Source organism: Pseudomonas sp. PB106 (genome assembly GCF_009764645.1).
Classification (GTDB): Bacteria; Pseudomonadota; Gammaproteobacteria; order Pseudomonadales; family Pseudomonadaceae; genus Aquipseudomonas.
In genome coordinates, this window is the sequence record NZ_RWIM01000115.1 from 20,518 (window position 1) to 47,400 (window position 26,883).

Sequence of the window (26,883 nt, forward strand, 5' to 3'; positions counted from 1 at the left end):
AATTTCGACGCCCATGATGAACCCTGTGGGAGCGAGCTTGCTCGCGAAAGCGGAGTAACAGGCGACATTGTTGTTGAATGTCAGTCCGCCTTCGCGAGCAAGCTCGCTCCCACATACGATTGGCGCCGACTGATATGTGATACCACCAAATCAGAGCGAGATTGGATGTGAGCAAGCGAGCCTATAACTTCTGCGCCGGTCCTGCGGCGCTTCCTGAAGCTGTCCTGCAACGTGCTCAGGGTGAACTCCTTGATTGGCACGGCAAGGGTCTGTCGGTCATGGAAATGAGCCATCGCAGCGATGAGTTCGTGTCCATTGCCACGCAGGCCGAGCAGGATCTGCGTGACCTGCTGAATATCCCGTCGAACTATAAAGTGCTGTTTCTGCAGGGTGGCGCCAGCCAGCAATTCGCGCAGATTCCCCTGAACCTGCTGCCGGAAAACGGTTCTGCCGATTACATCGACACCGGTATCTGGTCGCAGAAAGCTATCGAAGAAGCCTCGCGTTACGGCCACGTCAACGTTGCCGCCACCGCCAAGCCTTACGACTATTTCGCCATCCCGGGCCAGAACGAGTGGAACCTCTCCAAAGACGCCGCTTACGTTCACTACGCGCCGAACGAAACCATCGGCGGTCTGGAATTCCAGTGGATCCCGGAAACCGGTGATGTGCCGCTGGTAGCCGACATGTCTTCGGACATTCTGTCGCGTCCGGTCGACATTTCGCGTTTCGGCATGATCTATGCCGGTGCGCAGAAAAACATCGGCCCGAGCGGCATCGTCGTCAACATCATCCGCGAAGACCTGCTCGGCAAGGCGCGCGCGCTGTGCCCGACCATGCTCGACTACAAAGTCGCGGCGGATAATGGCTCGATGTACAACACGCCGCCGACCCTGGCCTGGTACCTGTCAGGTCTGGTGTTCCAGTGGCTGAAAGAGCAGGGCGGTGTTGATGCGATTGCCAAACTCAACGACGTCAAGCAGCGCACGCTGTATGACTTCATCGACGCCAGCGGCCTCTACAGCAACCCGATCAACAAGTCGGATCGCTCGTGGATGAACGTGCCGTTCCGTCTGGCTGACGATCGTCTGGACAAGCCGTTCCTGGTCGGTGCCGAGGCGCGCGGCTTGCTCAATCTGAAAGGCCACCGCTCCGTGGGCGGCATGCGCGCCTCCATCTACAACGCCGTCGACATCACCGCGGTTAATGCGCTGGTGGCGTACATGGCTGAATTCGAGAAGGAGCACGGCTGATGTCCGAGCAAGAACTCAAGGCACTGCGCGTTCGCATTGACGCTCTGGACACCAAAGTCATGGAGCTGATCAGTGAGCGTGCGCGTTGCGCCCAGGAAGTCGCGCGAGTAAAGATGGCCTCGCTGGCCGAAGGCGAAGTGCCGGTGTTCTATCGTCCTGAGCGCGAAGCGCAGGTGCTCAAGCGGGTGATGGAGCGTAACCAGGGGCCGCTGGGCAACGAAGAGATGGCGCGGCTGTTCCGCGAAATCATGTCGTCGTGCCTGGCGCTGGAGCAGCCGCTGAAAGTGGCTTATCTGGGTCCTGAGGGCACCTTCACCCAAGCTGCGGCCATGAAACACTTCGGTCACGCGGTGATCAGCAAGCCGATGGCGGCGATCGACGAAGTGTTCCGCGAAGTGGCGGCCGGTGCGGTGAATTTTGGCGTGGTGCCGGTGGAAAACTCCACCGAAGGCGCGGTCAACCACACGCTGGACAGCTTCCTCGAACACGACATGGTGATCTGCGGTGAAGTCGAGCTGCGCATTCACCATCACTTGCTGGTCGGTGAGAACACCAAGACCGACAGCATCAGCCGCATCTATTCCCACGCACAGTCGCTGGCCCAGTGCCGCAAGTGGCTGGACGCGCACTACCCGAATGTCGAGCGCGTCGCGGTGTCGAGCAACGCCGAAGCGGCCAAGCGGGTTAAAGGTGAGTGGAACTCGGCGGCAATTGCCGGCGACATGGCGGCCGGGCTGTATGGCCTGACCCGTCTGGCCGAGAAGATCGAAGACCGTCCGGACAACTCGACGCGCTTCCTGATGATCGGTAATCAGGAAGTGCCGCCGACCGGCGACGACAAGACCTCGATCATCGTGTCCATGAGCAACAAACCCGGCGCGCTCCATGAGCTGCTGGTGCCGTTCCACGACAACGGGATCGACCTGACCCGTATCGAAACCCGTCCGTCGCGCAGCGGTAAATGGACCTACGTGTTCTTCATCGACTTCGTCGGCCATCACCGTGATCCGTTGATCAAAGGTGTATTGGAAAAGATCAGTCAGGAAGCAGTAGCACTCAAAGTGCTGGGTTCCTACCCGAAAGCAGTTCTCTAAGGGGCGGTAGCAAATGAGTGGCAATTTCCTCGCTCTGGCACAGCCGGGCGTGCAACAACTTTCGCCGTACGTTCCGGGCAAGCCTGTGGACGAACTGGCGCGTGAGCTGGATCTGGATCCGGCAAAAATCGTCAAACTGGCCAGTAACGAAAACCCGCTGGGCGCCAGTCCGAAAGCCTTGGCGGCGATCCGCGAAGAGCTGGCTGAGCTGACCCGTTATCCGGATGGCAATGGTTTCGCGCTGAAATCCCTGCTGGCCGAGCAATGCCGCGTCGAGCTGAGCCAGGTCACACTGGGCAACGGCTCCAACGACATTCTTGAGCTGGTCGCACGCGCCTATCTGGCGCCGGGCCTGAATGCCGTGTTCAGCGAGCACGCGTTCGCGGTATACCCGATCGCCACTCAGGCTGTCGGCGCGCAAGCCAAAGTGGTGCCGGCCAAGGATTGGGGGCATGACCTGCCGGCAATGCTCGCGGCCATCGATGCCAACACCCGCGTGGTATTCATTGCCAACCCAAACAACCCGACCGGTACCTGGTTCGGCGCTGAAGCGCTGGATGAGTTCCTGCAGGATGTTCCGGAGCACGTGCTGGTGGTTCTGGACGAGGCTTACATCGAGTACGCCGAAGGCAGCGATCTGCCGGACGGTCTGGACTTCCTCGCCGCTTACCCGAATCTGTTGGTCTCGCGCACGTTCTCCAAGGCCTATGGTCTGGCGGCATTGCGCGTTGGCTATGGCCTGTCGACTCCGGTTGTGGCAGATGTGCTGAACCGGGTTCGCCAGCCATTCAACGTCAACAGCCTCGCTTTGGCGGCGGCGTGTGCGGCGCTGAAGGATGAGGAATATCTGGCGCAAAGCCGTCAACTCAATGAAGCGGGCATGCAGCAATTGCAGGCCGGTTTTCGTGAGCTGGGCCTGAGCTGGATCGAATCGAAAGGCAACTTTATCTGCGTCGATCTCGGACAGGTCGCGGCCCCGGTGTTCCAGGGCTTGCTGCGCGAAGGCGTGATCGTGCGTCCGGTGGCCAATTACGGCATGCCGGATCACCTGCGGGTGACCATTGGTCTGCCGGCGGAAAACAGCCGCTTCCTTGAAGCGCTGCGTAAGGTTCTGGCTCGTGGTTGATGTCACTGCGCTGCAACCTGCTGCACCTATGATCGGTCGCCTTGTGGTGGTCGGTCTGGGGTTGATCGGTGGTTCGTTTGCCAAAGGCTTGCGTGAAAGTGGCGTGTGCCGCGAAGTGGTCGGGGTCGATCTCGATCCGCAATCGCGCAAGCTTGCGGTCGAGTTGGGTGTGGTTGATCGTTGTGAGGATGACCTGGCTGTCGCATGCCAGGGCGCTGACGTGATTCAACTGGCCGTGCCGATCCTGGCCATGGAAAAAGTGCTCGCGCGGTTAGCGAGTATGGATCTGGGCTCGGCAATTCTGACTGATGTCGGCAGCGCCAAAGGCAATGTGGTGCGTGCGGCGACGGAGGCGTTTGGCGGGATGCCGGTGCGCTTTGTGCCGGGGCATCCGATCGCCGGTTCCGAGCAGAGTGGGGTGGAAGCTTCCAATGCCGAGCTGTTCCGTCGTCACAAGGTGATTCTCACGCCGCTTGAGCAAACCGATCCGGCCGCCCTGGCAGTGGTTGATCGTCTGTGGCGCGAATTGGGCGCTGACGTCGAGCACATGCAGGTCGAGCGTCACGACGAAGTGCTGGCTGCGACCAGTCATCTGCCGCACTTGCTGGCCTTTGGTCTGGTCGACTCGTTGGCCAAGCGCAATGAAAACCTTGAGATCTTCCGTTACGCTGCGGGTGGTTTTCGCGATTTCACAAGAATCGCCGGAAGCGACCCGGTGATGTGGCACGACATCTTCCTCGCCAACCGCGAGGCTGTCCTGCGCACACTCGATACATTTCGCAGCGACCTCGACGCCTTGCGCGACGCGGTCGATGCAGGGGATGGGCACCAATTGTTGGGCGTTTTCACTCGCGCCCGGGTTGCCCGCGAGCATTTCAGTAAAATCCTGGCCCGCAGGGCCTATGTGGACGCTATGAATTCCAACGATCTGATCTTCCTGGCTCAACCTGGTGGCCGCCTGTCCGGTCGGATTCGCGTACCGGGCGACAAATCCATTTCCCACCGTTCGATCATGCTCGGCTCGCTGGCCGAAGGCGTCACCGAAGTCGAAGGCTTCCTTGAGGGTGAAGACGCCCTGGCGACCTTGCAGGCGTTCCGCGACATGGGCGTGGTCATCGAAGGCCCGCACCACGGCCGTGTAACCATCCACGGTGTCGGCCTGCATGGCCTGAAGCCGGCGCCGGGCCCGATCTATCTGGGCAACTCCGGCACTTCGATGCGTCTGCTGTCCGGCCTGCTGGCGGCGCAAAACTTCGACAGCGTCTTGACTGGCGATGCCTCGCTGTCCAAGCGTCCAATGAATCGCGTGGCCAATCCGCTACGCGAAATGGGCGCCGTGATTGAAACCGCTGCTGAAGGTCGTCCACCGATGACCATTCGCGGCGGCCACACGCTCAAAGGCCTGACCTACACCATGCCGATGGCCAGTGCTCAGGTGAAATCCTGCCTGCTGCTCGCCGGTCTGTACGCTGAAGGCAAAACCACCGTGACCGAGCCGGCGCCGACTCGTGACCACACCGAGCGCATGCTGCGTGGCTTCGGCTACCCGGTCAGCGTTGAAGGGGCTACGGCTTCGGTTGAATCCGGCGGTAAGCTGACCGCCACTCACATCGAAGTCCCGGGTGATATCTCGTCCTCGGCGTTCTTCCTGGTGGCGGCATCGATCGCCGAAGGTTCGGAGCTGGTGCTTGAGCACGTCGGCATCAACCCGACCCGTACCGGCGTCATCGACATCCTGCGTCTGATGGGCGCGGACATCACTCTGGAAAACCAGCGTGAAGTCGGCGGCGAGCCGGTGGCTGACCTGCGCGTGCGAGCAGCTAAACTCAAGGGTATCGAGATTCCCGAGGAGCTGGTTCCGCTGGCCATCGACGAGTTTCCGGTATTGTTCGTCGCTGCTGCCTGTGCCGAAGGGCGCACTGTGTTGACCGGCGCTGAAGAACTGCGCGTCAAGGAATCGGATCGTATCCAGGTCATGGCGGATGGTTTGCTGGCGCTGGGCGTCAAGTGCGAACCGACTCCGGACGGCATCATCATCGACGGCGGCCAGATTGGCGGCGGCGAAGTGCACGGTCACGGCGATCACCGTATCGCGATGGCCTTCAGCGTTGCCTCGTTGCGCGCCACTGCACCGATCCGCATCCATGATTGCGCCAACGTCGCGACATCGTTCCCGAACTTCCTCGCGCTGTGCGGGCAGGTCGGCATTCGTGTGGCACAAGAGGCTCAGTCGTGAAGAACATTGCACCGGTCATCACCATTGATGGGCCAAGCGGCTCGGGCAAAGGCACCGTAGCCGGGATTCTGGCCAAGCGTCTGGGCTGGAACCTGCTGGATTCCGGTGCGCTTTACCGTTTGTTGGCGTTCGCTGCGCACAATCATGGGGTCGACCTGACCAATGAAGAGCTGCTGAAGAAACTGGCCGCTCATCTGGATGTTCAGTTCATTGCGGCGACCGAAGGTCAGCTGCAGCGAATCATTCTGGAAGGCGATGAAGTCAGTGATGTCATTCGCACTGAAAGCGTCGGCTCCGGTGCGTCGCAAGTGGCTGCATTGCCCGTCGTGCGCGAGGCGCTGCTGCAACGCCAGCGTGCTTTCCAGGAAACGCCGGGTCTTGTAGCGGATGGTCGCGACATGGGTACGGTGGTGTTTCCCGATGCGCCGCTGAAGATTTTCCTGACCGCCAGTGCCGAGGAGCGGGCGCGCCGTCGATATTTGCAGTTGAAGGGCAAAGTCGAGGGTGTTAGTCTGTCGAGTCTGCTAGATGAGATCCGTGCACGCGATGAGCGTGACACCCAGCGAGCGGTAGCCCCGCTTAAGCCGGCGGCTGACGCCATACAGCTGGATTCCACGGAGTTGTCCATCGATCAGGTGCTTGAACGCATCATGAGCGAGATCGCCATTCGCGATATCGCCGGGTGACCAAGAAGGCCGCAGGGGACCAGTCATAGTCCTGCAGCGCTTCTTTTTAATGAAACTAACCCACACCGTCTGGGGTGTGGAGATGGGCGTATCCTTCGCCCTCATTTACAGGAATTAAAATGAGCGAAAGCTTTGCGGAACTCTTTGAAGAAAGCCTAAAAACCCTGAACCTTCAGGCAGGCTCCATCATCACCGGTGTTATCGTTGATATCGATTACCAAGCTCGCTGGGTAACCGTTCACGCTGGCCTGAAGTCTGAAGCACTCATCCCGCTTGAGCAGTTCTACAACGACGCTGGCGATCTGACTATCAATGTCGGTGACGAAGTTCACGTTGCTCTGGATTCGGTTGAAGACGGCTTTGGTGAAACCAAGCTGTCCCGTGAAAAAGCCAAGCGCGCTGAGTGCTGGATCGTTCTGGAAGCAGCCTTCGCAGCTGAGGAAGTGGTCAAGGGCGTTATCAACGGTAAGGTTAAAGGCGGCTTCACTGTCGACGTTAACGGCATCCGTGCGTTCCTGCCAGGTTCCCTGGTTGACGTCCGTCCAGTGCGCGACACCACGCACCTGGAAGGCAAAGAGCTGGAATTCAAGGTCATCAAGCTGGACCAGAAGCGCAACAACGTTGTCGTTTCCCGTCGCAGCGTCCTGGAAGCCGAGAACTCCGCCGAGCGTGAAGCTCTGCTGGAATCCTTGCAGGAAGGCCAGCAAGTCAAAGGTATCGTCAAAAACCTCACCGATTACGGCGCATTCGTCGATCTGGGTGGCGTGGACGGCCTGCTGCACATCACCGACATGGCCTGGAAGCGCATCAAGCATCCTTCCGAGATCGTCAACGTTGGTGACGAAATCGACGTTAAGGTTCTGAAATACGATCGCGAACGCAACCGTGTTTCCCTGGGCCTGAAGCAACTGGGCGAAGATCCATGGGTTGCTATCAAAGCCCGTTACCCAGAAAGCACTCGCGTTACCGCTCGTGTAACCAACCTGACCGACTACGGCTGCTTCGCTGAGCTGGAAGAAGGCGTTGAAGGTCTGGTACACGTTTCGGAAATGGACTGGACCAACAAGAACATCCACCCTTCGAAAGTCGTACAAGTCGGCGACGAAGTGGAAGTTATGGTTCTGGACATCGACGAAGAGCGTCGTCGTATCTCCCTGGGCATCAAGCAGTGCAAATCTAACCCATGGGAAGATTTCTCTGGCCAGTTCAACAAGGGCGATAAAATCTCCGGCACCATCAAGTCGATCACCGATTTCGGTATCTTCATTGGTCTGGACGGCGGCATCGACGGTCTGGTTCACCTGTCCGACATCTCCTGGAACGAAGTTGGCGAAGAAGCTGTTCGTCGTTTCAAGAAGGGCGACGAGCTGGACACCGTTATCCTGTCGGTTGACCCAGAGCGCGAGCGTATCTCCCTGGGTATCAAGCAACTGGAAAGCGATCCGTTCTCCGAGTACGTCTCGGTTAATGACAAAGGCGCAATCGTTACTGGCACCGTGAAAGAAGTTGACGCCAAAGGCGCCATCATCGTTCTGGCCGACGATATCGAAGCGACTCTGAAAGCCTCCGAAATCAGCCGTGACCGCGTTGAAGACGCGCGCAACGTTCTGAAAGAAGGCCAGGAAGTAGAAGCCAAGATCATCAGCGTTGATCGTAAGAGCCGCGTAATTCAGCTGTCGATCAAATCGAAAGACGATGCTGAAGAGAAAGAAGCCATCCAGAGCCTGAAAGCAGCTCCGGAAGGCGAAGCAGCTGACACCACTATGGCTGCACTGCTGCGTCAAGCAATGGCCAAACAGAACTAAGTTCTGCTTGATCATGAAAAAGGGCGACTTCGGTCGCCCTTTTTTGTGCCCGCGATTTGCTGATCGGCCCTCCCGTTTTGCTGAAACGGGAGGGGGCGGTGAAACCAATCTATTTCCCGGGGTGTCTGTTTCTTTAATCGGATCAATCGCCTATTCGCGACTAAGCTTGATTTCAGGTACGTAGTCGCCGGGCTTGGCCTGGCATAAGGAAATGGATGAACAAGTTTATTGTCCTCGTTGCAGTGCTTGCACTGGCGGGCTGTACCACGAGCGCCAAGACACATGCCATACGCGGTGTCAGTGGGATCGAGATCGACTGTTCGGGGTTGGGGTCCGGCTGGGGGAAATGTGAAAAGCGCGCGGCGAAGGAATGCAAGGGTTCAGGTTATCGAGTGATCACGCGCTCTGACGATGCCAAGGATGAAGACGATTATCCATTTGGCTTTAATCCCGCAGGCTTCGTGACCCGCACCATGCTGGTGATGTGCCGCTAGATCCGCGGTCTCCCGGCTTGGTATGACGCCCTGAAAATGGGCGTTCTGATGCTATGGAAGATATGTCAATCCCTGGGCTGTTCAAAATCTTCCGGGCGTGCTAAAACCTTTCAAGCGCTGATCTAGCTGCTTGAAAAAGAAGGGAAAAATATGACGAAGTCGGAGTTGATCGAACGAATTGTCACCCATCAAGGGCTGCTCTCATCCAAGGATGTGGAGCTGGCCATCAAGACCATGCTTGAACAAATGTCCCAATGTCTGGCCACCGGTGATCGCATCGAGATCCGCGGGTTTGGCAGCTTCTCTCTGCACTACCGTGCACCGCGCGTTGGTCGCAATCCAAAGACTGGCCAGTCCGTTAGCCTTGACGGTAAATTTGTCCCGCATTTCAAGCCGGGCAAAGAGTTGCGTGATCGTGTTAATGAGGAAGAGGAGGAGGGCGTTTGATCCTCGCTGCTGACTATCAGGGAGACGTTCATGCGTAATCTCAAACGCATACTTCTTGGCGTTTTTATTCTTTTATTGGTGTTGGCGATACTCGCCTTCGTTCTCGAAAATCAGCAAACCGTCTCGTTGTTGTTTCTCGGCTGGGCCGGACCTCAGTTGCCTGTGTCGGTGGTAACGGTTCTGGCGCTGCTGGCTGGCATGTTGATCGGCCCGGTGCTGGGCTGGTTTCTGGGACGCTCGTCCCGGGCATCGCGCAAGCGTCTGGCTTGATGACCAGCGTCGACAGGGCATCCATCGTATTTGCGCTGCAGCTTGTTCATATCCATTAGTAAAACGTTCATTAAGCTGTAAAATACTGCCCTTGTTCGATAGTGGCCTTTTCCCACATCGCTCTGGATTGACTCTGATAAGAGCCTCATCATCAGGCTTTTACATTCATGGATCATGGCAACGCTCAATAGGTGCGTTGCCAGCAGCTCAAGGGTAAGGTTTCGCGTGAAAATTCTCGTCACCGGCGGCGCCGGGTTTATTGGCTCCGCAGTCATTCGTCACATCATCTCCAATACGACTGATGCGATCGTTAATGTCGATAAGCTGACATATGCCGGTAACCCTGAGTCGCTGGCCGAGGTCAGCCGGAACCCGCGCTATGCGTTCGAGCGTGTCGATATTTGTGATCGTGGCGAGATCGACCGCGTTCTGCGTGAGCACCAGCCCGACGCCATCATGCACCTGGCCGCCGAATCGCATGTCGACCGTTCTATCTCCGGTCCGTCTGAATTCATCCAGACCAACATCATCGGCACGTACACGCTGCTGGAAGCGGCGCGTCATTATTGGGCTAAGCTCGATGACGCGCGCAAGGCAGCCTTCCGCTTCCATCACATATCTACCGACGAAGTGTATGGGGACCTCGAAGGTCCGGAAGATCTGTTTACCGAAACCACGCCGTATCAGCCAAGCTCGCCATATTCGGCCAGCAAGGCCAGTTCCGATCATCTGGTGCGTGCCTGGGCGCGCACCTACGGCCTGCCGACGCTGGTCACCAATTGCTCCAACAACTACGGCCCGTGCCACTTCCCGGAGAAGTTGATCCCGCTGATCATTCTCAATGCGCTGGAAGGCAAGCCTCTGCCAGTCTATGGCAAGGGCGATCAGGTTCGCGACTGGCTGTATGTTGAGGATCACGCGCGCGCCCTGTACAAAGTCGTGACCGAAGGTGTGATCGGTGAGACTTACAACATCGGTGGCCATAACGAAAAACAAAACATCGAAGTCGTGCAGACATTGTGTGCACTGCTCGATGAGTTGCGTCCGGACTCCGCGCACCGCCCCCATGCCAATCTGATCACCTATGTTCAGGATCGTCCTGGTCACGATCAGCGTTACGCGATCGACGCCAGCAAGATCCAGCGGGAACTGGGCTGGTCGCCGGAAGAAACCTTCGAGACTGGTATTCGCAAAACGGTCGAATGGTATCTGACCAACACCGAGTGGGTAGCTCACGTGAAGAGCGGCAGCTACCAGCAGTGGATCGACCAGAACTATGCGGATCGCTCGGGCAAGGCATGAAAATCCTTTTGCTGGGAAAAAACGGTCAGGTCGGTTGGGAGCTGCAGCGTGCTCTGGCGCCGCTGGGCGAACTGGTTGCACTGGATCGTCATAGCGTTAATGGCTTGTGCGGTGATCTCGCCGACCTTGAGGGGTTACGGGCGACCATTCGCCAAGTGGCGCCGGATGTCATCGTCAATGCCGCTGCCTATACCGCAGTTGATAAAGCCGAGTCCGACACCGAACTGGCGACGCGTATCAACGAGCAGGCCAGTCGTGTCATGGCAGAGGAAGCGGCCTCGCTTGGCGCGTGGCTGGTGCATTATTCGACCGATTACGTTTTCAGCGGGCAGGGCACTACAGCCTGGCAGGAGGAAGATCCGGTTGCGCCGGTCAACTTTTACGGCGCAAGCAAGCTGGCGGGCGAGCAGGCGATCATCGCCTCAGGCTGCCGCCATCTGATTTTCCGCACCAGTTGGGTGTACGCCGCCCGAGGCAACAATTTTGCCAAGACCATGCTGCGCCTGGCCAAGGATCGCGAGAGCCTGAGCGTGATTGCCGATCAGATCGGCGCGCCTACCGGGGCGGAGCTGATCGCGGACGTCAGCGCATTGGCAATTCGTCTGGCGGTTCAGCGGCCGCAGTTGTCGGGTCTTTATCATTTGGCCGCTGCCGGTGAGGTGTCCTGGCACGGCTACGCAAACCATGTGATCGATTTTGCCAAAGCCAATGGCGAGATTCTTGCCGTAACGGCGGTCAATCCGATCGAAACAAGCGCTTATCCAACGCCCGCTCGTCGTCCTTCGAACTCACGTTTGAATACTCGGAAGCTGCGCGACAATTTTTCTCTACACTTGCCGGATTGGCAAAGTGGTGTAACCCGAATGCTTAGGGAAGTTCTGAATAAATGACCACGACAAATCGTAAAGGCATCATCCTCGCGGGTGGTTCGGGTACTCGTCTTCACCCACTGACACTGGGTGTGTCGAAGCAGATGTTGCCGATCTACGACAAGCCGATGATCTTTTATCCGCTGTCGGTGTTGATGCTGGCCGGCATGCGCGAAATCCTGATCATTTCCACCCCGGAAGATTTGCCTTGCTTCCGCAAGTTGCTGGGCGATGGCAGTGTTTATGGGATCAAGCTCACCTACGCCGAGCAGCCGAGCCCGGATGGTCTGGCGCAAGCCTTTATCATCGGTGAAGAGTTCATCGGTAAAGATCCATGCTGCCTGATTCTGGGCGACAACATCTTCTACGGTCAGCATTTCTCCGACAATTTGCGTGCGGCGACCCAGCAGGTGCAAGGCGCCACGGTGTTCGGTTACCACGTTTCCGATCCCGAGCGTTTCGGCGTGGTCGAGTTCGATGCCACGGGCCGGGCGCTGAGCATTGAAGAGAAACCGCTGAAGCCGAAGTCCAATTATGCGGTGACCGGGTTGTATTTCTACGACAACCAAGTGGTCGATATTGCCAAGAACATCAAGCCTTCTCCACGCGGCGAGCTGGAAATCACTGACGTCAATCAGGCTTACCTGGCGCAGAAGTCGCTGAATGTCGAAATGCTTGGACGTGGATTTGCCTGGCTCGATACCGGTACCCACGATTCGCTGCTGGAAGCCAGTCACTTCGTGCACACCATCGAGCAGCGTCAAGGCTTGAAGGTGGCTTGCCTGGAAGAGATTGCCTTCAATAATGGCTGGATTGACGCCGAACAGTTGGCAAAACAGGCCGACAGCCTGAAGAAAACCGGCTATGGCCAGTATCTGCAGAAACTCCTGGATTCCAGCACTCGCTGAAACCCGTTGTCTCGCCCAATTTGTCAGAACCGTGCAAGCAGGAATGGAATGCCAGTAACAACTCCCCGGGTTGCAGTTTTGCTGGCTGCCTACAACGGAATGCAGTGGATCGAAGAGCAGTTGTCTTCGATCCTCGGTCAATCGGCGGTGCACGTCACTGTACACATCAGCGTTGATGCCTCTTCCGATGGTACCGAAGCTTGGTGCGCGGATTTTGCCGCTAGCCATCCAAATGTCTTCCTTTTGCCTTCGGGTATTCGTTTTGGTGGCGCCTCGCGCAACTTTTTTCGATTGATCCGCGATGTCGATTTGCAGGCGTATGACTACGTCTCCTTTGCGGATCAGGACGACGTCTGGCATGCGGACAAACTGCAGCGAGCCATCACTTCGATTTGCGAGCGCGGTGTCGATGCGTGTTCCAGCAATGTGACGGCGTTCTGGGAGAACGGCAGGACTCAACTGTTGCACAAGGCACAGCCGCAGACACACTGGGATTTCCTGTTCGAGGCTGCCGGGCCGGGCTGTACCTATGTGCTGAGCACGCCATTGGTGCAGGCGATGAAACAGTCGATGTTGGCACAATGGGATGAGCTGCAAAATGTCAGCCTGCACGACTGGTACTGTTATGCCTTCGCCCGCAGCCACGGCTTTCGCTGGTATATCGATCCCCGTCCTTCGATGGACTATCGGCAGCACGAAAGTAATCAGGTCGGGGCGAACACGGGCCTTAGTCCGATGATTGCCCGCTATAAAACCATTCACGATGGCTGGTGGTTCACCCAAGTGGCTTTAATCGCGCGTTTGACCGGGCAGGCGGGCAATCCATTCGTCGAGTCCTGGCTTGCATTGCGTCGATTGCAACTGATCAGGCTGTCGTTCTCGGCGTGGCGCTGCCGTCGTCGAGTCAGAGATCGTGCCTTGTTTTTCCTGATCTGTTGGGCGACCGCCCTTGTCGGGAAAACGGCCCAATGACGGCGCCCAAAGTGTGGGTGACCGGGGCGAGCGGGTTCGTCGGTGAGGCGCTGGTCTTGCGTTTGCTGCTCGGGCGGAAGTATGCGCCTGTCGCGGCGGTTCGTGGCGCCAGCCGTCTGCTGGGTTTGTGTCCTGTTGCGCGGTTCGAAATGGGTGCAAGTTCGGCCGGGCAGTTGGCCGGCGTGCAGATTGTCGTGCACGCGGCGGCCCGGGTGCATGTCATGCGCGAGACGGCAGACGATGCACTGGCCGAATTTCGACGCGTGAATGTCGATGGCACACTGCAATTGGCACGCTCGGCAGCGCAGGTCGGGGTCAAGCGCTTCGTGTTTATCAGCTCAATCAAGGTGAATGGCGAAAGCACTCCTGTCGGGCATCCTTTCACCGCGCATGATGTGCCGGCCCCGCAAGATCCTTACGGGATCTCCAAGCATGAGGCAGAGCAGGCGCTGCACCTGCTCGGCAGCGAAACCGGTATGGAGATCGTGATCATTCGCCCGCCACTGGTGTATGGGCCGGGCGTAAAGGCCAACTTTCTCAGCTTGCTCAAGTGGCTCGATAAAGGCCTGGTGTTGCCGTTGGGCGCTATTGGCAACCAGCGCAGCATGGTCGCGATCGGCAACCTCGTCGATTTCATCGAAACCTGTCTGGAGCACCCGGCAGCGGCAGGGCAAACCTTTCTGGTCAGCGACGGCGATGATCTGTCGACACCTCGCCTGTTGCGCCGCTTGGCTTCGGCGTTGGGGAAAAAAGCGCGCTTGCTGCCCGTTCCTTCGAAACTGCTACTGATCTGCGCGGCTGCCGCCGGCAAGCGTGCAGTGGCTCAGCGAGTCTGCGAATCGTTGCAGGTCGATATCAGCAAGAACCGCGAGATGCTTGGTTGGGTGCCGCCGATTGATGTGGACACTGCCATGCGTCGTACTGCTGGCCATTTTCTGGATACGCAAAAGTCATGATTGCTGGTGGGTTGCTTCTTTCGATATTCCTGCTGTCCTGGGCGTTGACTTGGGGAGTGCGCCACTACGCGCTTTCCAAAAGCCTGATGGACATCCCCAATGAGCGCAGCTCGCATTCCGTGCCGACGCCTCGTGGTGGCGGTGTGGCGATCGTTGTCGGTTTCTTGCTGGCCTTGCCTGTTCTGGGATGGCTTGGGCTGATCGATCGCCCGGCGTTGTTCGCGCTGTCGGGCAGCGGCTTGTTGGTGGCGTTGATCGGATTTGCCGATGATCACGGCCATATCGCGGCGAGATGGCGCCTGCTCGGGCATTTCGCGGCGGCCATCTGGGCGTTGTTCTGGCTCGATGGGCTGACCCCGATCGCCTTGCTCAATGGCACGCTCGATCTCGGCTGGGTAGGCCATGCTCTTGCAGCGGTGTACCTGGTGTGGATGCTCAATCTTTATAACTTCATGGATGGCATCGATGGCTTGGCCAGTGCCGAGGCGCTTTGTGCGTGCCTGGGAAGCGCATTGATTTATGGTCTCGTGGGCCAGGTCGAGCCTGTCTGGGGCGTGCTGGCGCTGAGTGCGGCTGTTGCCGGTTTTCTGTGCTGGAACTATCCACCGGCACGGATCTTCATGGGGGATGCCGGCAGCGGTTTCCTGGGTATTGCGCTGGGCATTCTGTCGCTGGAGGCGGCGACCCGTTCGCCGCAGCTGTTATGGAGCTGGACCATACTGCTTGGCGCCTTTGTGGTCGATGCCACCTGGACGCTGTGCCGACGCCTGCTCAATGGTGACAAGGTCTATCAGGCCCATCGCAGTCACGCCTATCAGTACGCATCCCGACAGTTCAAAAGCCACAAGGGCGTGACCCTTGCAGTGGTCGGGCTGAATGTTTTCTGGTTATTGCCATGGGCAGTGGTGGTGGCTCTAGGCATAGTGCCGGGCGTCGTCGGACTGATCGTCGCTTACGTTCCGTTGCTGTGGTTGGCCGCGAGGTTCAAGGCCGGTACACGGGAAGTGCCGTCAATCTCTTGAGGCTTGGCCAGGCGTGGGAGCCTGTATCGGATAATGCTATGATTCGCGACCCCGCGCGCCCGGCACTTGTCGAGAACGCAGTTGTCGGGAATCGTGAGTGGCGAAGTGTGCGTCCGCATCCGGTTTCTTTCGTAACAACCCAGTCAGTAATTTTCATCAGTTCAATCAGTGTTGGAGCGGTATTACATGCAGCATAAGGATAATAATTTAAACTTGCTTCGGCTGATTGCTGCGCTGATGGTTCTTTACGCACACTCCTTTGCGTTCTACGGCAATGCACCGGCCGGTTTCCTCGGGCTCGCGTCCTATGGCGGCCTGGGCATCGAGATATTCTTCATTATCAGTGGCTATCTGATCGTCAAGAGCTGGGATTTCACGCCGTCGGCCGGCAACTTCTTGATCAAGCGCTCCTTGCGGATCTTTCCAGCGCTGATCGTGGTTGTTCTGATCAGCATGTTCATTCTCGGGCCAATCTTTACCACACTGTCAGTTGGCGAATATTTCTCGCATCCGCAGTTCTGGTCCTATCTGAAAAACGTCATTCTGAGCCCGGTGTTTTATCTGCCGGGCGTACTTGAGCATGCAAGGGTACCCAACGCCGTCAACGGTTCGTTGTGGAGCCTGCCCGTCGAATTCTTCATGTACCTGGTGGTCATGAGCCTGGGTCTGCTCTTCAAGGGCGGGCGCTGGATTTATACAGCGGTAACAGCACTTTTTGCCCTTACGGTGATTTTCTGGTGCTGGCGCGATGCCCCGTTGGTGGTGATCTATGGCACCGATGTGCGTAATATCTTCCTCACCGGCATCTACTTCATGATCGGCGCCTGCTATGCCAAATGGCGACTTGAACGCTGGTTCAGCCTCTCGGGTGTTTGCGTATTGATCATGGCGACCATTGTTTTGGCGCCCTATGCCCCGGTTTCCAAGATTCTGCTTTGGCTCACGTTGCCTTATGTGGTGCTGGCCTACGGACTGTCGAGCAGTCGATTGGGCAGTTGGGTCAATCGTGTGGGCGACTGTTCCTACGGTGTTTACATCTACGCCTTTCCGGTGCAGCAGTTCGTTCTGCTCAAGTTTCCGGAAATCTCATATCCCGTTTACCTGTTCGTTACCGTGGCCATCACGTTGGTGCTCGGTTACGCCTCCTGGCATCTGGTTGAAAAACGCGTGCTGAAATTCAAACCCAAGGACAAGTCCAGGGCTCAGGCCGGGATCGTAGAAGCCAAACCGGTGTTCGTTCCGCAAGCCGGTGAAAATCTCAAGTCGATGAGCCCGGATCGTTAAATGGAATTCAAGATGTCGTGCGGTAGTTTTAAAGCGGTAGTGAATGCGATTGTGACGCGTGGAGATGTGCGATGAGTTGGCTCAGAGGAATGCTGGCGGATCGCAGGATTCTGTTGAGCCTGGTCTCCAATGATCTACGCGCCCGTTACCTGACCAACTACCTTGGCTTTTTGTGGGTCTTCATCCAGCCTTGCGCAACCACATTGATCCTGTGGTTCGTGTTTCAGTTCGGCTTCAAGGCAGCGCCTCACGGGGACTTTCCTTTCGTCCTGTGGCTGGTGTGCGGGCTGGTGCCCTGGTTCTTCACGGTAGAGGCGCTGAATTCCGGTTGCACGGCCGTCAAGGAAAACAGCTTCCTGGTGAAGAAGATCGTCTTCAAGGTTTCCTTGTTGCCACTGGTCAAGCTCACTTCAGCAGTACTCGTTCACGCGTTCTTTGTCTTCATCCTGCTGCTGCTGTTCGTCATCTACGGCTACGAACCAAACCTCTACTGGTTACAGGTTGGGTATTACGTCGTTTGCCTGTTCATGTTGTTGCTGGCGATAGCCTGGATTACCAGTTCGGTGGTGATTTTCTTCCCAGACCTGAGTCAATTGGTAGCGATGGCTACCCAATTCGGCTTTTGGCTGACCCCGGTGTTCTGGGACATTGATGCCATCAGCGGCCGTGCAGCTTCCTATCTGCGACTGAACCCGTTTACCTATATCGTCGAAGGCTTCAGGGATTCGCTGATTCGCGGAATCTGGTTCTGGGAACGCCCCACGCAAACCCTGATTTTTTGGGGCGTAATGATTGTCCTCGCGCTGGTGGGCTGGCGCACATTCAAAAAATTAAGACCCCACTTTGCGGATGTTTTGTAATGAATGCAGTGAATGAGAGCGCAATCAGCGTCCGTAATGTCAGCAAGGTGTATCGGCTTTACAACAAGCCGGTTGACAGGCTGGTCGAAGCTCTTTCGCTATTCGGCAAGCACCGTCACCATGATTTTCACGCGTTGACCGATGTTTCCTTCTCTGTCGAGAAAGGCCAGACCGTCGGGATTTTGGGCAAGAACGGTGCCGGTAAAAGCACCCTGCTGAAAATCCTCACCGGGGTACTGACGCCATCCAGTGGCGAGGTCACCGTGGTGGGGCGGGTCGCCTCACTGTTGGAGTTGGGTGCCGGCTTCAACCCGGATTACACCGGCGTTGAAAACATTTATTTCCAGGGGTCCCTGATGGGGTACTCCCATGCCGAAATGCAAACCCGTATTGCGGCCATCCTGGAGTTCGCGGACATCGGCGATTTCGTCAATCAGCCGGTGCGGATGTACAGCAGCGGGATGTTCGCGCGTCTGGCGTTTTCCGTGGCGATCAACGTCGAGCCTGACGTTCTGATCGTGGACGAAGCGCTGAGCGTGGGCGATGCCGGTTTTCAGCTCAAGTGCATGCTCAAGATGAAGCACATGCAGGAGCGCGGCACCACGATCCTGTTCGTCTCGCACGACACCCAATCGGTCATTCGTTTTTGCCAGGCGGTCATCGTGATGCAGAACGGCCAGATCATCGACTACAGCACCGATGTTCTGACCGCGACCAAGAATTATGAAAAGAAGGTGCGTAACAGCAGTGCCGTGGCAGCACCAGCGGTAGAGGAACAGCACCTCGACATGTCCTACGACAAGGAGCTGGGTGACATCTCGGAAGTTCGATTCGGTTCCGGCGCAGCGAAAATCAATGCCGTGGATTTCTACAGTGCCGACGGCACGCAGACCAATCATTTCGAACCCACCGAAGACGTCAATATGCATTGCTATGTGCAGTCCGCCACGGCGCTCAAGGAGGTGGTCATGGGCTACTCGTTGCGCGACGCCAAGGGTGTCGACGTCGCGGGGGACAACACGTTGCTGGCCGGGTGCAAGTTCGATCTTGACGCCGGCGCCTACAAAATCAGCTTTTCCTTCCCGCTCAATGTCGCGCCTGGGGAATATTTCCTGTTTATCGGGATGGCCAGTCTGGACGGCGAGCGTGTTGAACTGGATCAACGTTGGCCGATGCGCAAAATCAGCGTCTCGGGTGGGCGTCAGATCGTGGGAGTCGCTTATTGCCCGTCAACAGTCAACGTTGTGAAGGTCGCTTGAATCATGCTTAAGATCGGTAATGCGGTTGTTGCAGACACCGTCAAATTTCATGTCGACGGCACCGCTGAATGTATCATCGAGGACGGGGTTCAACTGCGCGACAACGTCGTCATCGAGTGCGGTGCTGGCGGCTATCTGAGCATCGCTTCGGGTACGGTGGTCAATTACGGAACGTGGATCAACGGCAGTGGCAAGGTCACCATCGGCAAAGATGTGTTGATTGCTCCCAATGTGTCCATCACCTCATCGACCCACCGATATGACTTGCATGCGCCCATCAAGGATCAGGGACTGCGTTTGGCCAACGTGAACATCGGTGACGACGTCTGGATTGGCGCCAACGCATCGGTGCTGGCCGGCGCTGACGTCGGCAGCGGCTCGATCATTGCCGCAAACTCGGTGGTGAAATTCAACGTGCCGGCGCAAAGCATTGCGGCGGGGGATCCGGCTGTCAAAGTGGCTGCGCGTAAATACAAACGTGTGGTTTTTTATACGTTGCCGTTAGTCTTGCGCGAGCGTCCGACGCTGTTCAGCAGTATTGTCGATGTCTATCTGCCTCTGGCCAACAAGTTCGCTGAGGAAGGCTGGGAGTGCTTTTTCGTCGGCTCCGACCAGCTGAAAAACGAGTATCCCGATTTCAGGCATGCCTGGATCAGCCCGGCCACTTACGATTGTGAATATCCGCAACCGGGCAACCCAGACTGGTTCAGCGACTGGAAGTGCTTGCTCAATGGCAAGCCCCTGGCGTTTCATGACCGGTTCGTAGCGTCCCTGATCGATAATATCGAGCCTGATCTGGTGTTCAGCTGGAACCATGACGGCAGCCTCGAGACAGTGTGTGTGTCGAAGGCCATTCCGCTGATCTTCAATGAATTGGGGATGTTGCGCGCACCTAATCCGATGGCTTATTACTCGGACGTCCGTGGTGTGAACGTACGCAGCGGCTTCAGCGCCGAGTTCGCCAAGTACCAGCAGCAGTCAGCCGCTCTGCCGACAGATGTCGCAATGGCAAGACTTGCGCAGATGGAAGAGTGCTATCGCTTTAAAGGGGAGAGCAAGACCCCGACGGTGTTGATCCTGCTGCAGGTCCAGGACGACTCCAATGTCATCATGGGCTCGCCGTTCGCCAGCATGGCAGAGTACGTCGGGCATGTGCTCGCAGCCATTGAAGGCGCACCCTTCACAGTGATCGTCAAACCTCATCCACTGGATGACGTTCCGGATTTGCCGGAGCACGTTCAGGTGGCAGGCAAGGAAGACAGCATTGCCGATCTGATTGCCGGCGCCGATGTGGTGTTTACCCTCAATTCTTCGGCCGGTTTCGAAGCGGCTCTTGCCGGCAAGACCGTATACGCGTTGGGCAAGGCGCCTTTCTGGGGGACAGGGCTGACCATTGACGTCGAGCAGCCGCAGGACCTTCTGCCGTTGTGGCAAGCGCACGGTGCGCTAGCGCCGTGCTCGGTGGCGTTGCGGGCGCAGGTTCTAGATTTTGCCCAGTCACGCTACTTCTTGAGCGAGGCGCAGTTCGGCGAGCCGTCGGCGCACCTCGCGCGATTGGCCCGCACCATGCCCGTCCATCCCGTGCGAAACGGCTTTGATCCGGATCTGGAAAGTTACCGCCAGCAATCCTATATCGCCTGGCTGGAAGGAAAAATTCAGGAAGCCCAGGATGAGTTGGTCTCAATCAATGATATTTATCTGGCCTCGATAAACGAGCTTTCAACTGTTAGGGAAGAACTGCTTTTGACCAAGGATCAACTCTCGGATGTGAACGACAAGCTCACAGCAGTGTTGGATGACCGGTATCTGCAAGACAACGATGAGCTGGTCCAGATTCAAAACCGCCTGCTGGTGGAGCAGGAGCAACTGCAACTTGAGATCGCGGCGCTCAAGCAGGATCTGCAAAGCGTCTATACCTCTAAATCCTGGCGCATGACCCGCCCTGTGCGCTGGGGAATGCGGGTATTGTTCCGGCTCTACTGGAAGCTTCGTAGCCTTCTTTCGAATCCGCGTGCCGTGTTGCGGCCGGTTTATCAGAAGCTGCCATTTCTGATCGGCGTGCGCATGCGCCTGCGCAGTTTCACGACTGCGGCGCGAGCCAAAGTGATGCGCGCGATCAATTCCCGGAACAATCTCAAGGCCGTTCAGAGCATCGCCGATCGACGCTTTGGTTACGCGCCGAGTATTTCGGTGTTCGACGTACAGCCAGTGGTCGATGTCTCGATCGTGACCTACAACAGCAGCAAGTGGGCCGACGGGTTCTTCGCGTCTTTACAGGCGCAGGACTATCCGCTGGAAAAACTGAACCTGTGCTTTGTCGACAATGGCTCCAAGGACAGCACCGTTGAGGACCTGCAGCGTTGGAAAACCCGGCTGGGCGCTGAACTGGCGGGCTTTGAAATCATTCAGGGCGAGAACGTCGGATTCGGGCTGGGGCACGACCGGGCAATCAAGACCGGGCATTCGGAATTCGTACTGATCAGCAACATCGACATTGTCTTCGCACCTGACTCGGTCTCGCGGGTGGTGGCAGCCGCTCACGCGGACACCTCCGGCGCTGTGGCTTCATGGGAATTGCGCCAGGCCCCGTACGAACATCCGAAATATTATGATCCGGTAACCCACGAGACCAACTGGTCTTCCCACGCCTGCATTCTGGTTCGACGTTCTGCGTATGCCAAAGTGGGTGGGTACGAGCATGAAATTTTCATGTACGGCGAAGATGTCGAGTTGTCCTACCGGTTCCGTTCCTACGGTTATCAGTTGAAATACTGCCCGTCTGCGGTGGTGTATCACTACACGTATGAACACGAAAACCATGTAAAGCCTATTCAGTTTACCGGCAGCACCCTGGCCAACGCTTACTTGCGCCTGCGTTATGGCGACTTCACCGACAAGCTTGGTGCACTAGTGCTGCAAACGGCTCTGTTGTTCCGTCCTGAAGTGTATGCGGGAGCGCGTCGTGACCTGTTTGGCAACGTCGGCAAGCTGCTGCGCAAGGCCCCGCACTTTCTTTCGGGCAAAGGCTCCAGCCAGGAGGCGAGCTTCCCTTTCCGTGGTTTTGACTATGAGATGATCCGTGACGGTGCGTTCTGGACCATAGGCGAACCACTGGCCGAAGCGCCGCTGGTGACGATCGTCACCCGCACCTACCGCAACCGAAATGATTTCCTGCGGCAAGCGATCATCTCCGTACTCAATCAGACCTACCCGAACGTGGAGCTGGTGGTCGTCGAGGATGGTGGTGAAACCATGAAGGACCTGGTGGCCGAGTACCAGTCTGTGGAAGGTCGCCCGATCCGCTTTTACGGAATGGACAAGGTTGGCCGCTCCGTGACGGGTAACCACGGTCTCGAAATGGCTCGCGGCACTTATTGCATGTTCCTGGACGACGATGATCTGTTGTTCTCCGATCACGTCGAAGTGCTGGTCGCGGCCCTGGCGAAAAACCCTGAGTCGGTGGCGGCTTACTCGCTGGCCATGGAAGTCGGTACCCATACTGCAGCGGACGGCCGTTACACCGAGGTCAGCCATGAGACGCCTTCGTACTACAAGCACGAGTACGACTACGATATTCTGCTGGATCACAACTTCATCCCGATTCAATCATTGCTCTTCCAACGCGCGCTGTACTTGCAACGGGGTGGTTTCGAGACCGACATGAGCAATCTGGAAGATTGGAACCTGTGGCTCAGATATGGTTATGGAAATACCTTCACGTATGTGGCCAAAACCACTTCCTTGTTCCGTACTCCGGCTGACCCGAATGTACGTCTGGAACGCCACAAGTTGTTGCATGAGGCTTACAACCTGGCCAAGGACAGAGCAGCAAAGTCCTGCGAAAGTTACCAGCCGTTAAACTGAACACTGATCGCAAATTGATCATTGACGGAAAAAGAGCCATTTGAATATGGCTCTTTTTTTTCGCGGTCTCTGTGGACGAACGGGCTTGAAGCGTTAACCTCGAATTGCGGGTTTTCCGGTTTTTTTCCGGGATTGGAAGTCGGGCCGCTTCGTCGGAACATCGTATTCATTGTCGTAACCACGCCCAAGCCATGCCGGTTAGGTTTAAAGTGTGGGGGGACGAAGGTAAGATTCGTCCGGATCTTGTTGCCCGCTGAAGGGAGTTCTCGTAGGTGCTAGATATCAATATGGGCAGGATGAGGCTGTTTTTGCTGGGGCTGCCGCGTCGGCAAAAGAGAATGCTGCAAGTTATCACGGACATCTTCCTTGTTTGGGCGGCCTTGTGGATGGCTTTCGTGGTGCGGCTGGGTGTGGACGAAATGGTCAACCCATTCAAAGTTCATCTGTGGCTGTTTGTCTGCGCTCCTTGCGTCGCCATCCCGCTGTTTGTGCGATTCGGCATGTATCGTGCGGTCATGCGTTATTTCGGCAATGACGCCCTCGTCGCGATTATCAAAGCGGTCAGTCTTTCATCTCTGGTATTGGCGCTGGTTGTCTATTGGTACAGCAACCACGAAGCCGTCGTGCCGCGTTCGATCATTTTCAATTACTGGTGGTTGAGTCTCGTCATTATTGGCGGTTTGCGCCTGTGCATGCGTCAGTACTTCATGGGCGACTGGTTTACCGCAGCGCAACATGTTCCGTTTACCAGTCGCGATGATGGTTTGACCAAAGTGGCCATCTATGGCGCCGGCGTGGCTGGCAATCAACTGGTGGCAGCATTGCGCATGGGGCGCGTGATGCGTCCGGTTGCCTTCATCGACGATGATCCAGGGATCTCGGATCGCTCGATTTCCGGTCTTCAGGTTTATAAACCTAAACATATTCAGCAAATGATTGATGTGACGGGGGCGCAGGAAATTCTCCTGGCATTGCCATCCTCGACCCGTGCCCGGCGCCGGGAGATTCTCAATCTTCTCGAAGGATTCCCGCTGCACGTGCGCAGTGTGCCCAACTTCACGGACCTGGCCAGTGGCCGGGTCAGGGTCGAGGACATTCAGGAAGTCGATATCGCCGATCTTCTCGGGCGCGATTCGGTCCCGGCACAGCCTGACTTGTTGGAGCGCTGCATCAAAGGCAAGACGGTGATGGTCACCGGTGCTGGCGGTTCGATCGGCTCGGAACTCTGCCGGCAGATTTTTGCAATGGCCCCGACCACACTGATCCTGTTCGAGCACAGTGAATTCAACCTCTACAGCATTCTGTCGGAACTGGAACAGCGCGGAATTCGGGAGTCGTTGTCGATTCGCCTTTTGCCGATCCTTGGTTCGATCCGCCATCAGGACAAATTGCTGGATGTGATGAAAACCTGGAAGGTCGATACGGTTTACCACGCGGCGGCCTACAAACATGTGCCGATGGTTGAACACAACATCGCCGAGGGTGTGTTGAACAACGTCATCGGAACGTTGAACACCGCCCAGGCTGCGTTGCAGGCAGGTGTGTCGAATTTCGTCCTGATCTCCACCGACAAAGCAGTGCGCCCGACCAATGTCATGGGCAGTACCAAACGGCTGGCAGAGTTGACGCTGCAAGCCCTCAGCCGGGAGGTGGCGCCAGTATTGTTCGGTGACAAGGCCAATGTTTCACGGGTGAACAAAACACGTTTCACCATGGTTCGATTCGGCAATGTGCTGGGCTCTTCCGGTTCGGTGATTCCGTTGTTTCATAGCCAGATCAAGACCGGCGGGCCGCTGACCGTCACGCACCCGAAGATAACCCGGTATTTCATGACCATTCCCGAAGCCGCGCAGTTGGTCATTCAGGCCGGCTCGATGGGGCAGGGCGGTGACGTATTTGTACTGGACATGGGCGAGCCGGTGAAAATCGTTGAACTGGCAGAGAAAATGATCCACTTATCGGGATTGAGCATTCGTTCTGAACGCAATCCCCAGGGCGATATCTCTATCGAGTTCACTGGGTTGCGTCCCGGGGAGAAACTCTACGAAGAGCTCTTGATCGGTGACAATGTTGCCGCCACTCCTCATCCGATGATCATGACTGCAAACGAAGATCATCTGTCATGGGATGTGTTGAAGGGGCGATTGCACGAACTGCTCGAAGCAGTCGACGAAGATGACTACTCCCGTGTGCGGCAACTTCTACGAGAGACCGTGAGCGGGTATACCCCTGATGGCGAGATTGTTGACTGGATCTACCAGCAGCGTCGCCTGGAGCCTTGATCTTGATCTGCTGGCATAGAACTCGTCCCAAATAATCTATCTGTGGTTCAACAAAGCCGGTAGAAAACCGGCTTTTTCTCGCCTTGTCTGCCATTAAGCCAGATAGTAAAGAATCCGAGGGCCAGAACTGGACCTGGGAGCGCGTGAGTCGATCAAAAAGGAAGGCAAGCGCAGTCTGGGCTGCGCTTTGTTGTCACTTTTTTTCGGGTATGTCTCTGAAGGCAAATATCTTATAAAAAAGGAATGTCGTAATAGTCGGTAGCGTTACCGCAATCGCGTGAGCAAAGGCCTCGGTATAGGAGCGGAGGCCCAGACTCAGAAGTCCAGAATTTATATAGATTGCCGAAAACCATACAATCGGGAATGACAGCAGGTTCATGAAAATGAAGCCTCTTGCCTGTTGCATTGCGGTTTTTTCGGAGTTTTTGAATATGAATACCCGGTTCAATGTAAAGGCTGTCGCCATACCTACCATGTAGGCAAAAACGATAGCCCATGAGAACGGCATCCAGAAACTGAACATTATTCGGGAGAGCCAATTCAAGAACGCGGCGAAACCTCCCGCCGCCGCGAATTCAAGGAACTGTCGGGTAAAAAGATACCTGATCATCGGATCGCCTGTTTTGCTAATTTTCTGCCGAACCCGATACTTTCGGAGATTCCTCTGTCCTCCGGGTAGTAGTAGGAGGTGTCCGCAACCCAAAGGCCTTCAACGGGCAACGAGGCCGGAGGGAGTTTGTCCAGGTAGTCGGGATCGCAGATTGGCTGAGCGTAACGGTACCGGCTGGCACGTAACTCAATGATGTCATCGTCCGTCAGCGCAGGATTTATTTTTTTCAGATACATCCGGACCTTCTCGAAGAAGGTTTCGTCCGAGTCCTGGAACTTCGGATGCTCGCCCGGAAGGTAGAAAGGAATGTAAACAATGGATTGATCCATAGGCCGTAGGTTGCTGTACTCGACGAGTCCCGGTATGTCCATGTCTGGATCATTAGTATTGAGCCAGAAGTTTTCGGTCAACGGTTTTTTCATCTTGACGATGATGCAAACTACGGCAATGTTTTTCAATGCCTTGAACTGGTTAAGAATGTTCTCCGGCAAGTCTGGGATAAGTTTTGGCACGTAAGGCAGGGGAACGGTACTGACGACTTTGTCGAAGTCAATAAACTCGCCCGCCACTTGCAATCCCTTTACTGTGCCGTTCTCAATGACTACGCGTTCTGCCGGGGATTTTAACTTGAACTCGCCGCCCAGTAACTCAATGCGGTCTTTGAGTGCATTCAGCAGTGTTTGAGATCCACCTTCCAAATAGCCCAGCTTTTCCTTGAAGAGGTTATAGCGCGATCTGCCGATGCGGCGAATCCTGCTCCAGATCCAAGCAGCAGACAAGTTGCTACCGTACTCATAAAACTTATAGTCGAACAATCGACGCCATAGCACTTCCCATGCTTCTGCGCCAACCCATCGACGAATCCACCCCGTCGCCTCCACAGAGTCCAGGGGCTTCCAATCGTTGCGTTTAGTGCACAGGAACGCAAAAAGTCCGTAGCGGAACTTCGCCTGTAAACTCAGGCCTTTGAATTTCAATAGCGCGAATGGGTTGCCCCAAGGCTGTAACTGGCCTTGGTACCAATAGCCCATTTTGGTTTCTACCCAGCGCATTCTTTCCGCCAGGCCAAGCTCATCCAGGACGCCAAGAAAGTCAGAATCCGAAGTGCAGTGAAAATGATAATAGCGCTCGATGCTCAAGCCCGAAAAATCAAAGGATGCAGTCATGCCGCCTATGCGGTCATCAGCCTCGAACACTACGGGAGTGTGACCATCTTTGGCTAACTGGTAGGCAACTGCCAATCCCATCGGTCCTGCGCCTAACACGGCGATTCGCTGTCCCATT

22 protein-coding genes are annotated in these 26,883 nt (G+C 56.5%); 20 read left to right on the forward strand and 2 right to left on the reverse strand.

Annotation, left to right across the window (positions count from 1 at the left end; translation table 11 throughout):
* Positions 1-167: 167 nt before the first annotated feature.
* The 20 genes from serC (at position 168) to EJA71_RS15170 (ending at position 24,989) form a co-directional block, all read left to right on the forward strand.
* A complete protein-coding gene (gene serC / locus EJA71_RS15075; protein WP_158958101.1) occupies positions 168-1,253 on the forward strand; it encodes a 3-phosphoserine/phosphohydroxythreonine transaminase in 1,086 nt (361 codons plus the stop codon).
* Positions 1,253-2,347 carry a prephenate dehydratase gene (gene pheA, locus EJA71_RS15080; RefSeq protein ID WP_007908404.1) on the forward strand — a complete coding sequence of 365 codons (1,095 nt, stop codon included), beginning with the start codon at positions 1,253-1,255 and terminating at the stop codon, positions 2,345-2,347. Before serC ends, pheA begins: the two co-directional genes overlap by 1 nt.
* Before the next feature lie 13 nt (positions 2,348-2,360).
* Complete coding sequence (gene hisC / locus EJA71_RS15085; RefSeq protein WP_158958103.1) at positions 2,361-3,473, forward strand: histidinol-phosphate transaminase; 1,113 nt, start codon at positions 2,361-2,363, stop codon at positions 3,471-3,473.
* Between the two features lie 28 nt (positions 3,474-3,501).
* Complete coding sequence (locus tag EJA71_RS15090) at positions 3,502-5,709, forward strand: bifunctional prephenate dehydrogenase/3-phosphoshikimate 1-carboxyvinyltransferase (RefSeq protein ID WP_256671757.1); 2,208 nt, start codon at positions 3,502-3,504, stop codon at positions 5,707-5,709.
* Positions 5,706-6,395: a (d)CMP kinase gene (gene cmk / locus EJA71_RS15095; RefSeq protein WP_158958107.1), complete on the forward strand. Its 690-nt coding sequence runs from the start codon at positions 5,706-5,708 to the stop codon at positions 6,393-6,395. Before EJA71_RS15090 ends, cmk begins: the two co-directional genes overlap by 4 nt.
* Before the next feature lie 119 nt (positions 6,396-6,514).
* Complete coding sequence (rpsA, locus tag EJA71_RS15100) at positions 6,515-8,200, forward strand: 30S ribosomal protein S1 (RefSeq protein ID WP_007963626.1); 1,686 nt, start codon at positions 6,515-6,517, stop codon at positions 8,198-8,200.
* 215 nt (positions 8,201-8,415) lie between these two features.
* On the forward strand, positions 8,416-8,694 hold the full coding sequence (locus EJA71_RS15105; RefSeq protein ID WP_158958109.1) for a hypothetical protein: 279 nt from the start codon (positions 8,416-8,418) through the stop codon (positions 8,692-8,694).
* Between the two features lie 150 nt (positions 8,695-8,844).
* Positions 8,845-9,141, forward strand: a complete 297-nt coding sequence (gene ihfB / locus EJA71_RS15110; RefSeq protein WP_003189779.1) for an integration host factor subunit beta — start codon at positions 8,845-8,847, stop codon at positions 9,139-9,141.
* A gap of 30 nt (positions 9,142-9,171) precedes the next feature.
* The gene (locus EJA71_RS15115) at positions 9,172-9,411 is read left to right on the forward strand and encodes a LapA family protein (protein ID WP_158958111.1); all 240 of its coding nucleotides are present in this window, start codon (positions 9,172-9,174) and stop codon (positions 9,409-9,411) included.
* Between the two features lie 225 nt (positions 9,412-9,636).
* On the forward strand, positions 9,637-10,713 hold the full coding sequence (gene rfbB / locus EJA71_RS15120; RefSeq protein WP_178113701.1) for a dTDP-glucose 4,6-dehydratase: 1,077 nt from the start codon (positions 9,637-9,639) through the stop codon (positions 10,711-10,713).
* Positions 10,710-11,603, forward strand: a complete 894-nt coding sequence (gene rfbD, locus EJA71_RS15125; RefSeq protein ID WP_158958174.1) for a dTDP-4-dehydrorhamnose reductase — start codon at positions 10,710-10,712, stop codon at positions 11,601-11,603. The genes rfbB and rfbD overlap by 4 nt, the downstream gene beginning before the upstream one ends.
* A complete protein-coding gene (gene rfbA, locus EJA71_RS15130) occupies positions 11,600-12,490 on the forward strand; it encodes a glucose-1-phosphate thymidylyltransferase RfbA (protein WP_158958115.1) in 891 nt (296 codons plus the stop codon). Before rfbD ends, rfbA begins: the two co-directional genes overlap by 4 nt.
* A 48-nt stretch (positions 12,491-12,538) precedes the next feature.
* Positions 12,539-13,462 carry a glycosyltransferase gene (locus EJA71_RS15135; protein WP_158958117.1) on the forward strand — a complete coding sequence of 308 codons (924 nt, stop codon included), beginning with the start codon at positions 12,539-12,541 and terminating at the stop codon, positions 13,460-13,462.
* Positions 13,459-14,418 carry an SDR family oxidoreductase gene (locus tag EJA71_RS15140; RefSeq protein WP_158958119.1) on the forward strand — a complete coding sequence of 320 codons (960 nt, stop codon included), beginning with the start codon at positions 13,459-13,461 and terminating at the stop codon, positions 14,416-14,418. Before EJA71_RS15135 ends, EJA71_RS15140 begins: the two co-directional genes overlap by 4 nt.
* Positions 14,415-15,440: a glycosyltransferase family 4 protein gene (locus EJA71_RS15145; protein ID WP_158958121.1), complete on the forward strand. Its 1,026-nt coding sequence runs from the start codon at positions 14,415-14,417 to the stop codon at positions 15,438-15,440. Before EJA71_RS15140 ends, EJA71_RS15145 begins: the two co-directional genes overlap by 4 nt.
* Positions 15,441-15,653: 213 nt before the next feature.
* Entirely contained in the window at positions 15,654-16,724 is a 1,071-nt protein-coding gene (locus EJA71_RS15150; protein WP_256671755.1) for an acyltransferase, read from the forward strand.
* 113 nt (positions 16,725-16,837) lie between these two features.
* Positions 16,838-17,584: an ABC transporter permease gene (locus tag EJA71_RS15155; protein ID WP_256671756.1), complete on the forward strand. Its 747-nt coding sequence runs from the start codon at positions 16,838-16,840 to the stop codon at positions 17,582-17,584.
* Complete coding sequence (locus EJA71_RS15160) at positions 17,584-18,843, forward strand: ABC transporter ATP-binding protein (RefSeq protein WP_158958127.1); 1,260 nt, start codon at positions 17,584-17,586, stop codon at positions 18,841-18,843. The genes EJA71_RS15155 and EJA71_RS15160 overlap by 1 nt, the downstream gene beginning before the upstream one ends.
* 213 nt (positions 18,844-19,056) lie before the next feature.
* Entirely contained in the window at positions 19,057-22,707 is a 3,651-nt protein-coding gene (locus tag EJA71_RS15165) for a glycosyltransferase (protein ID WP_158958129.1), read from the forward strand.
* Between the two features lie 287 nt (positions 22,708-22,994).
* Positions 22,995-24,989 carry a nucleoside-diphosphate sugar epimerase/dehydratase gene (locus EJA71_RS15170; RefSeq protein ID WP_158958131.1) on the forward strand — a complete coding sequence of 665 codons (1,995 nt, stop codon included), beginning with the start codon at positions 22,995-22,997 and terminating at the stop codon, positions 24,987-24,989.
* A 193-nt stretch (positions 24,990-25,182) separates the two neighbouring features.
* On the opposite strand, the gene EJA71_RS27850 is transcribed toward EJA71_RS15170, so the two are convergent.
* Together EJA71_RS27850 and EJA71_RS15180 are read right to left on the reverse strand one after the other, a co-directional pair.
* Positions 25,183-25,599, reverse strand: a complete 417-nt coding sequence (locus EJA71_RS27850; protein WP_158958134.1) for a GtrA family protein — start codon at positions 25,597-25,599, stop codon at positions 25,183-25,185.
* Positions 25,596-26,882 (reverse strand): NAD(P)/FAD-dependent oxidoreductase, encoded by a 1,287-nt coding sequence (locus EJA71_RS15180; RefSeq protein ID WP_158958136.1) that lies wholly within the window; start codon positions 26,880-26,882, stop codon positions 25,596-25,598. Before EJA71_RS15180 ends, EJA71_RS27850 begins: the two co-directional genes overlap by 4 nt.
* Position 26,883: the final 1 nt, after the last annotated feature.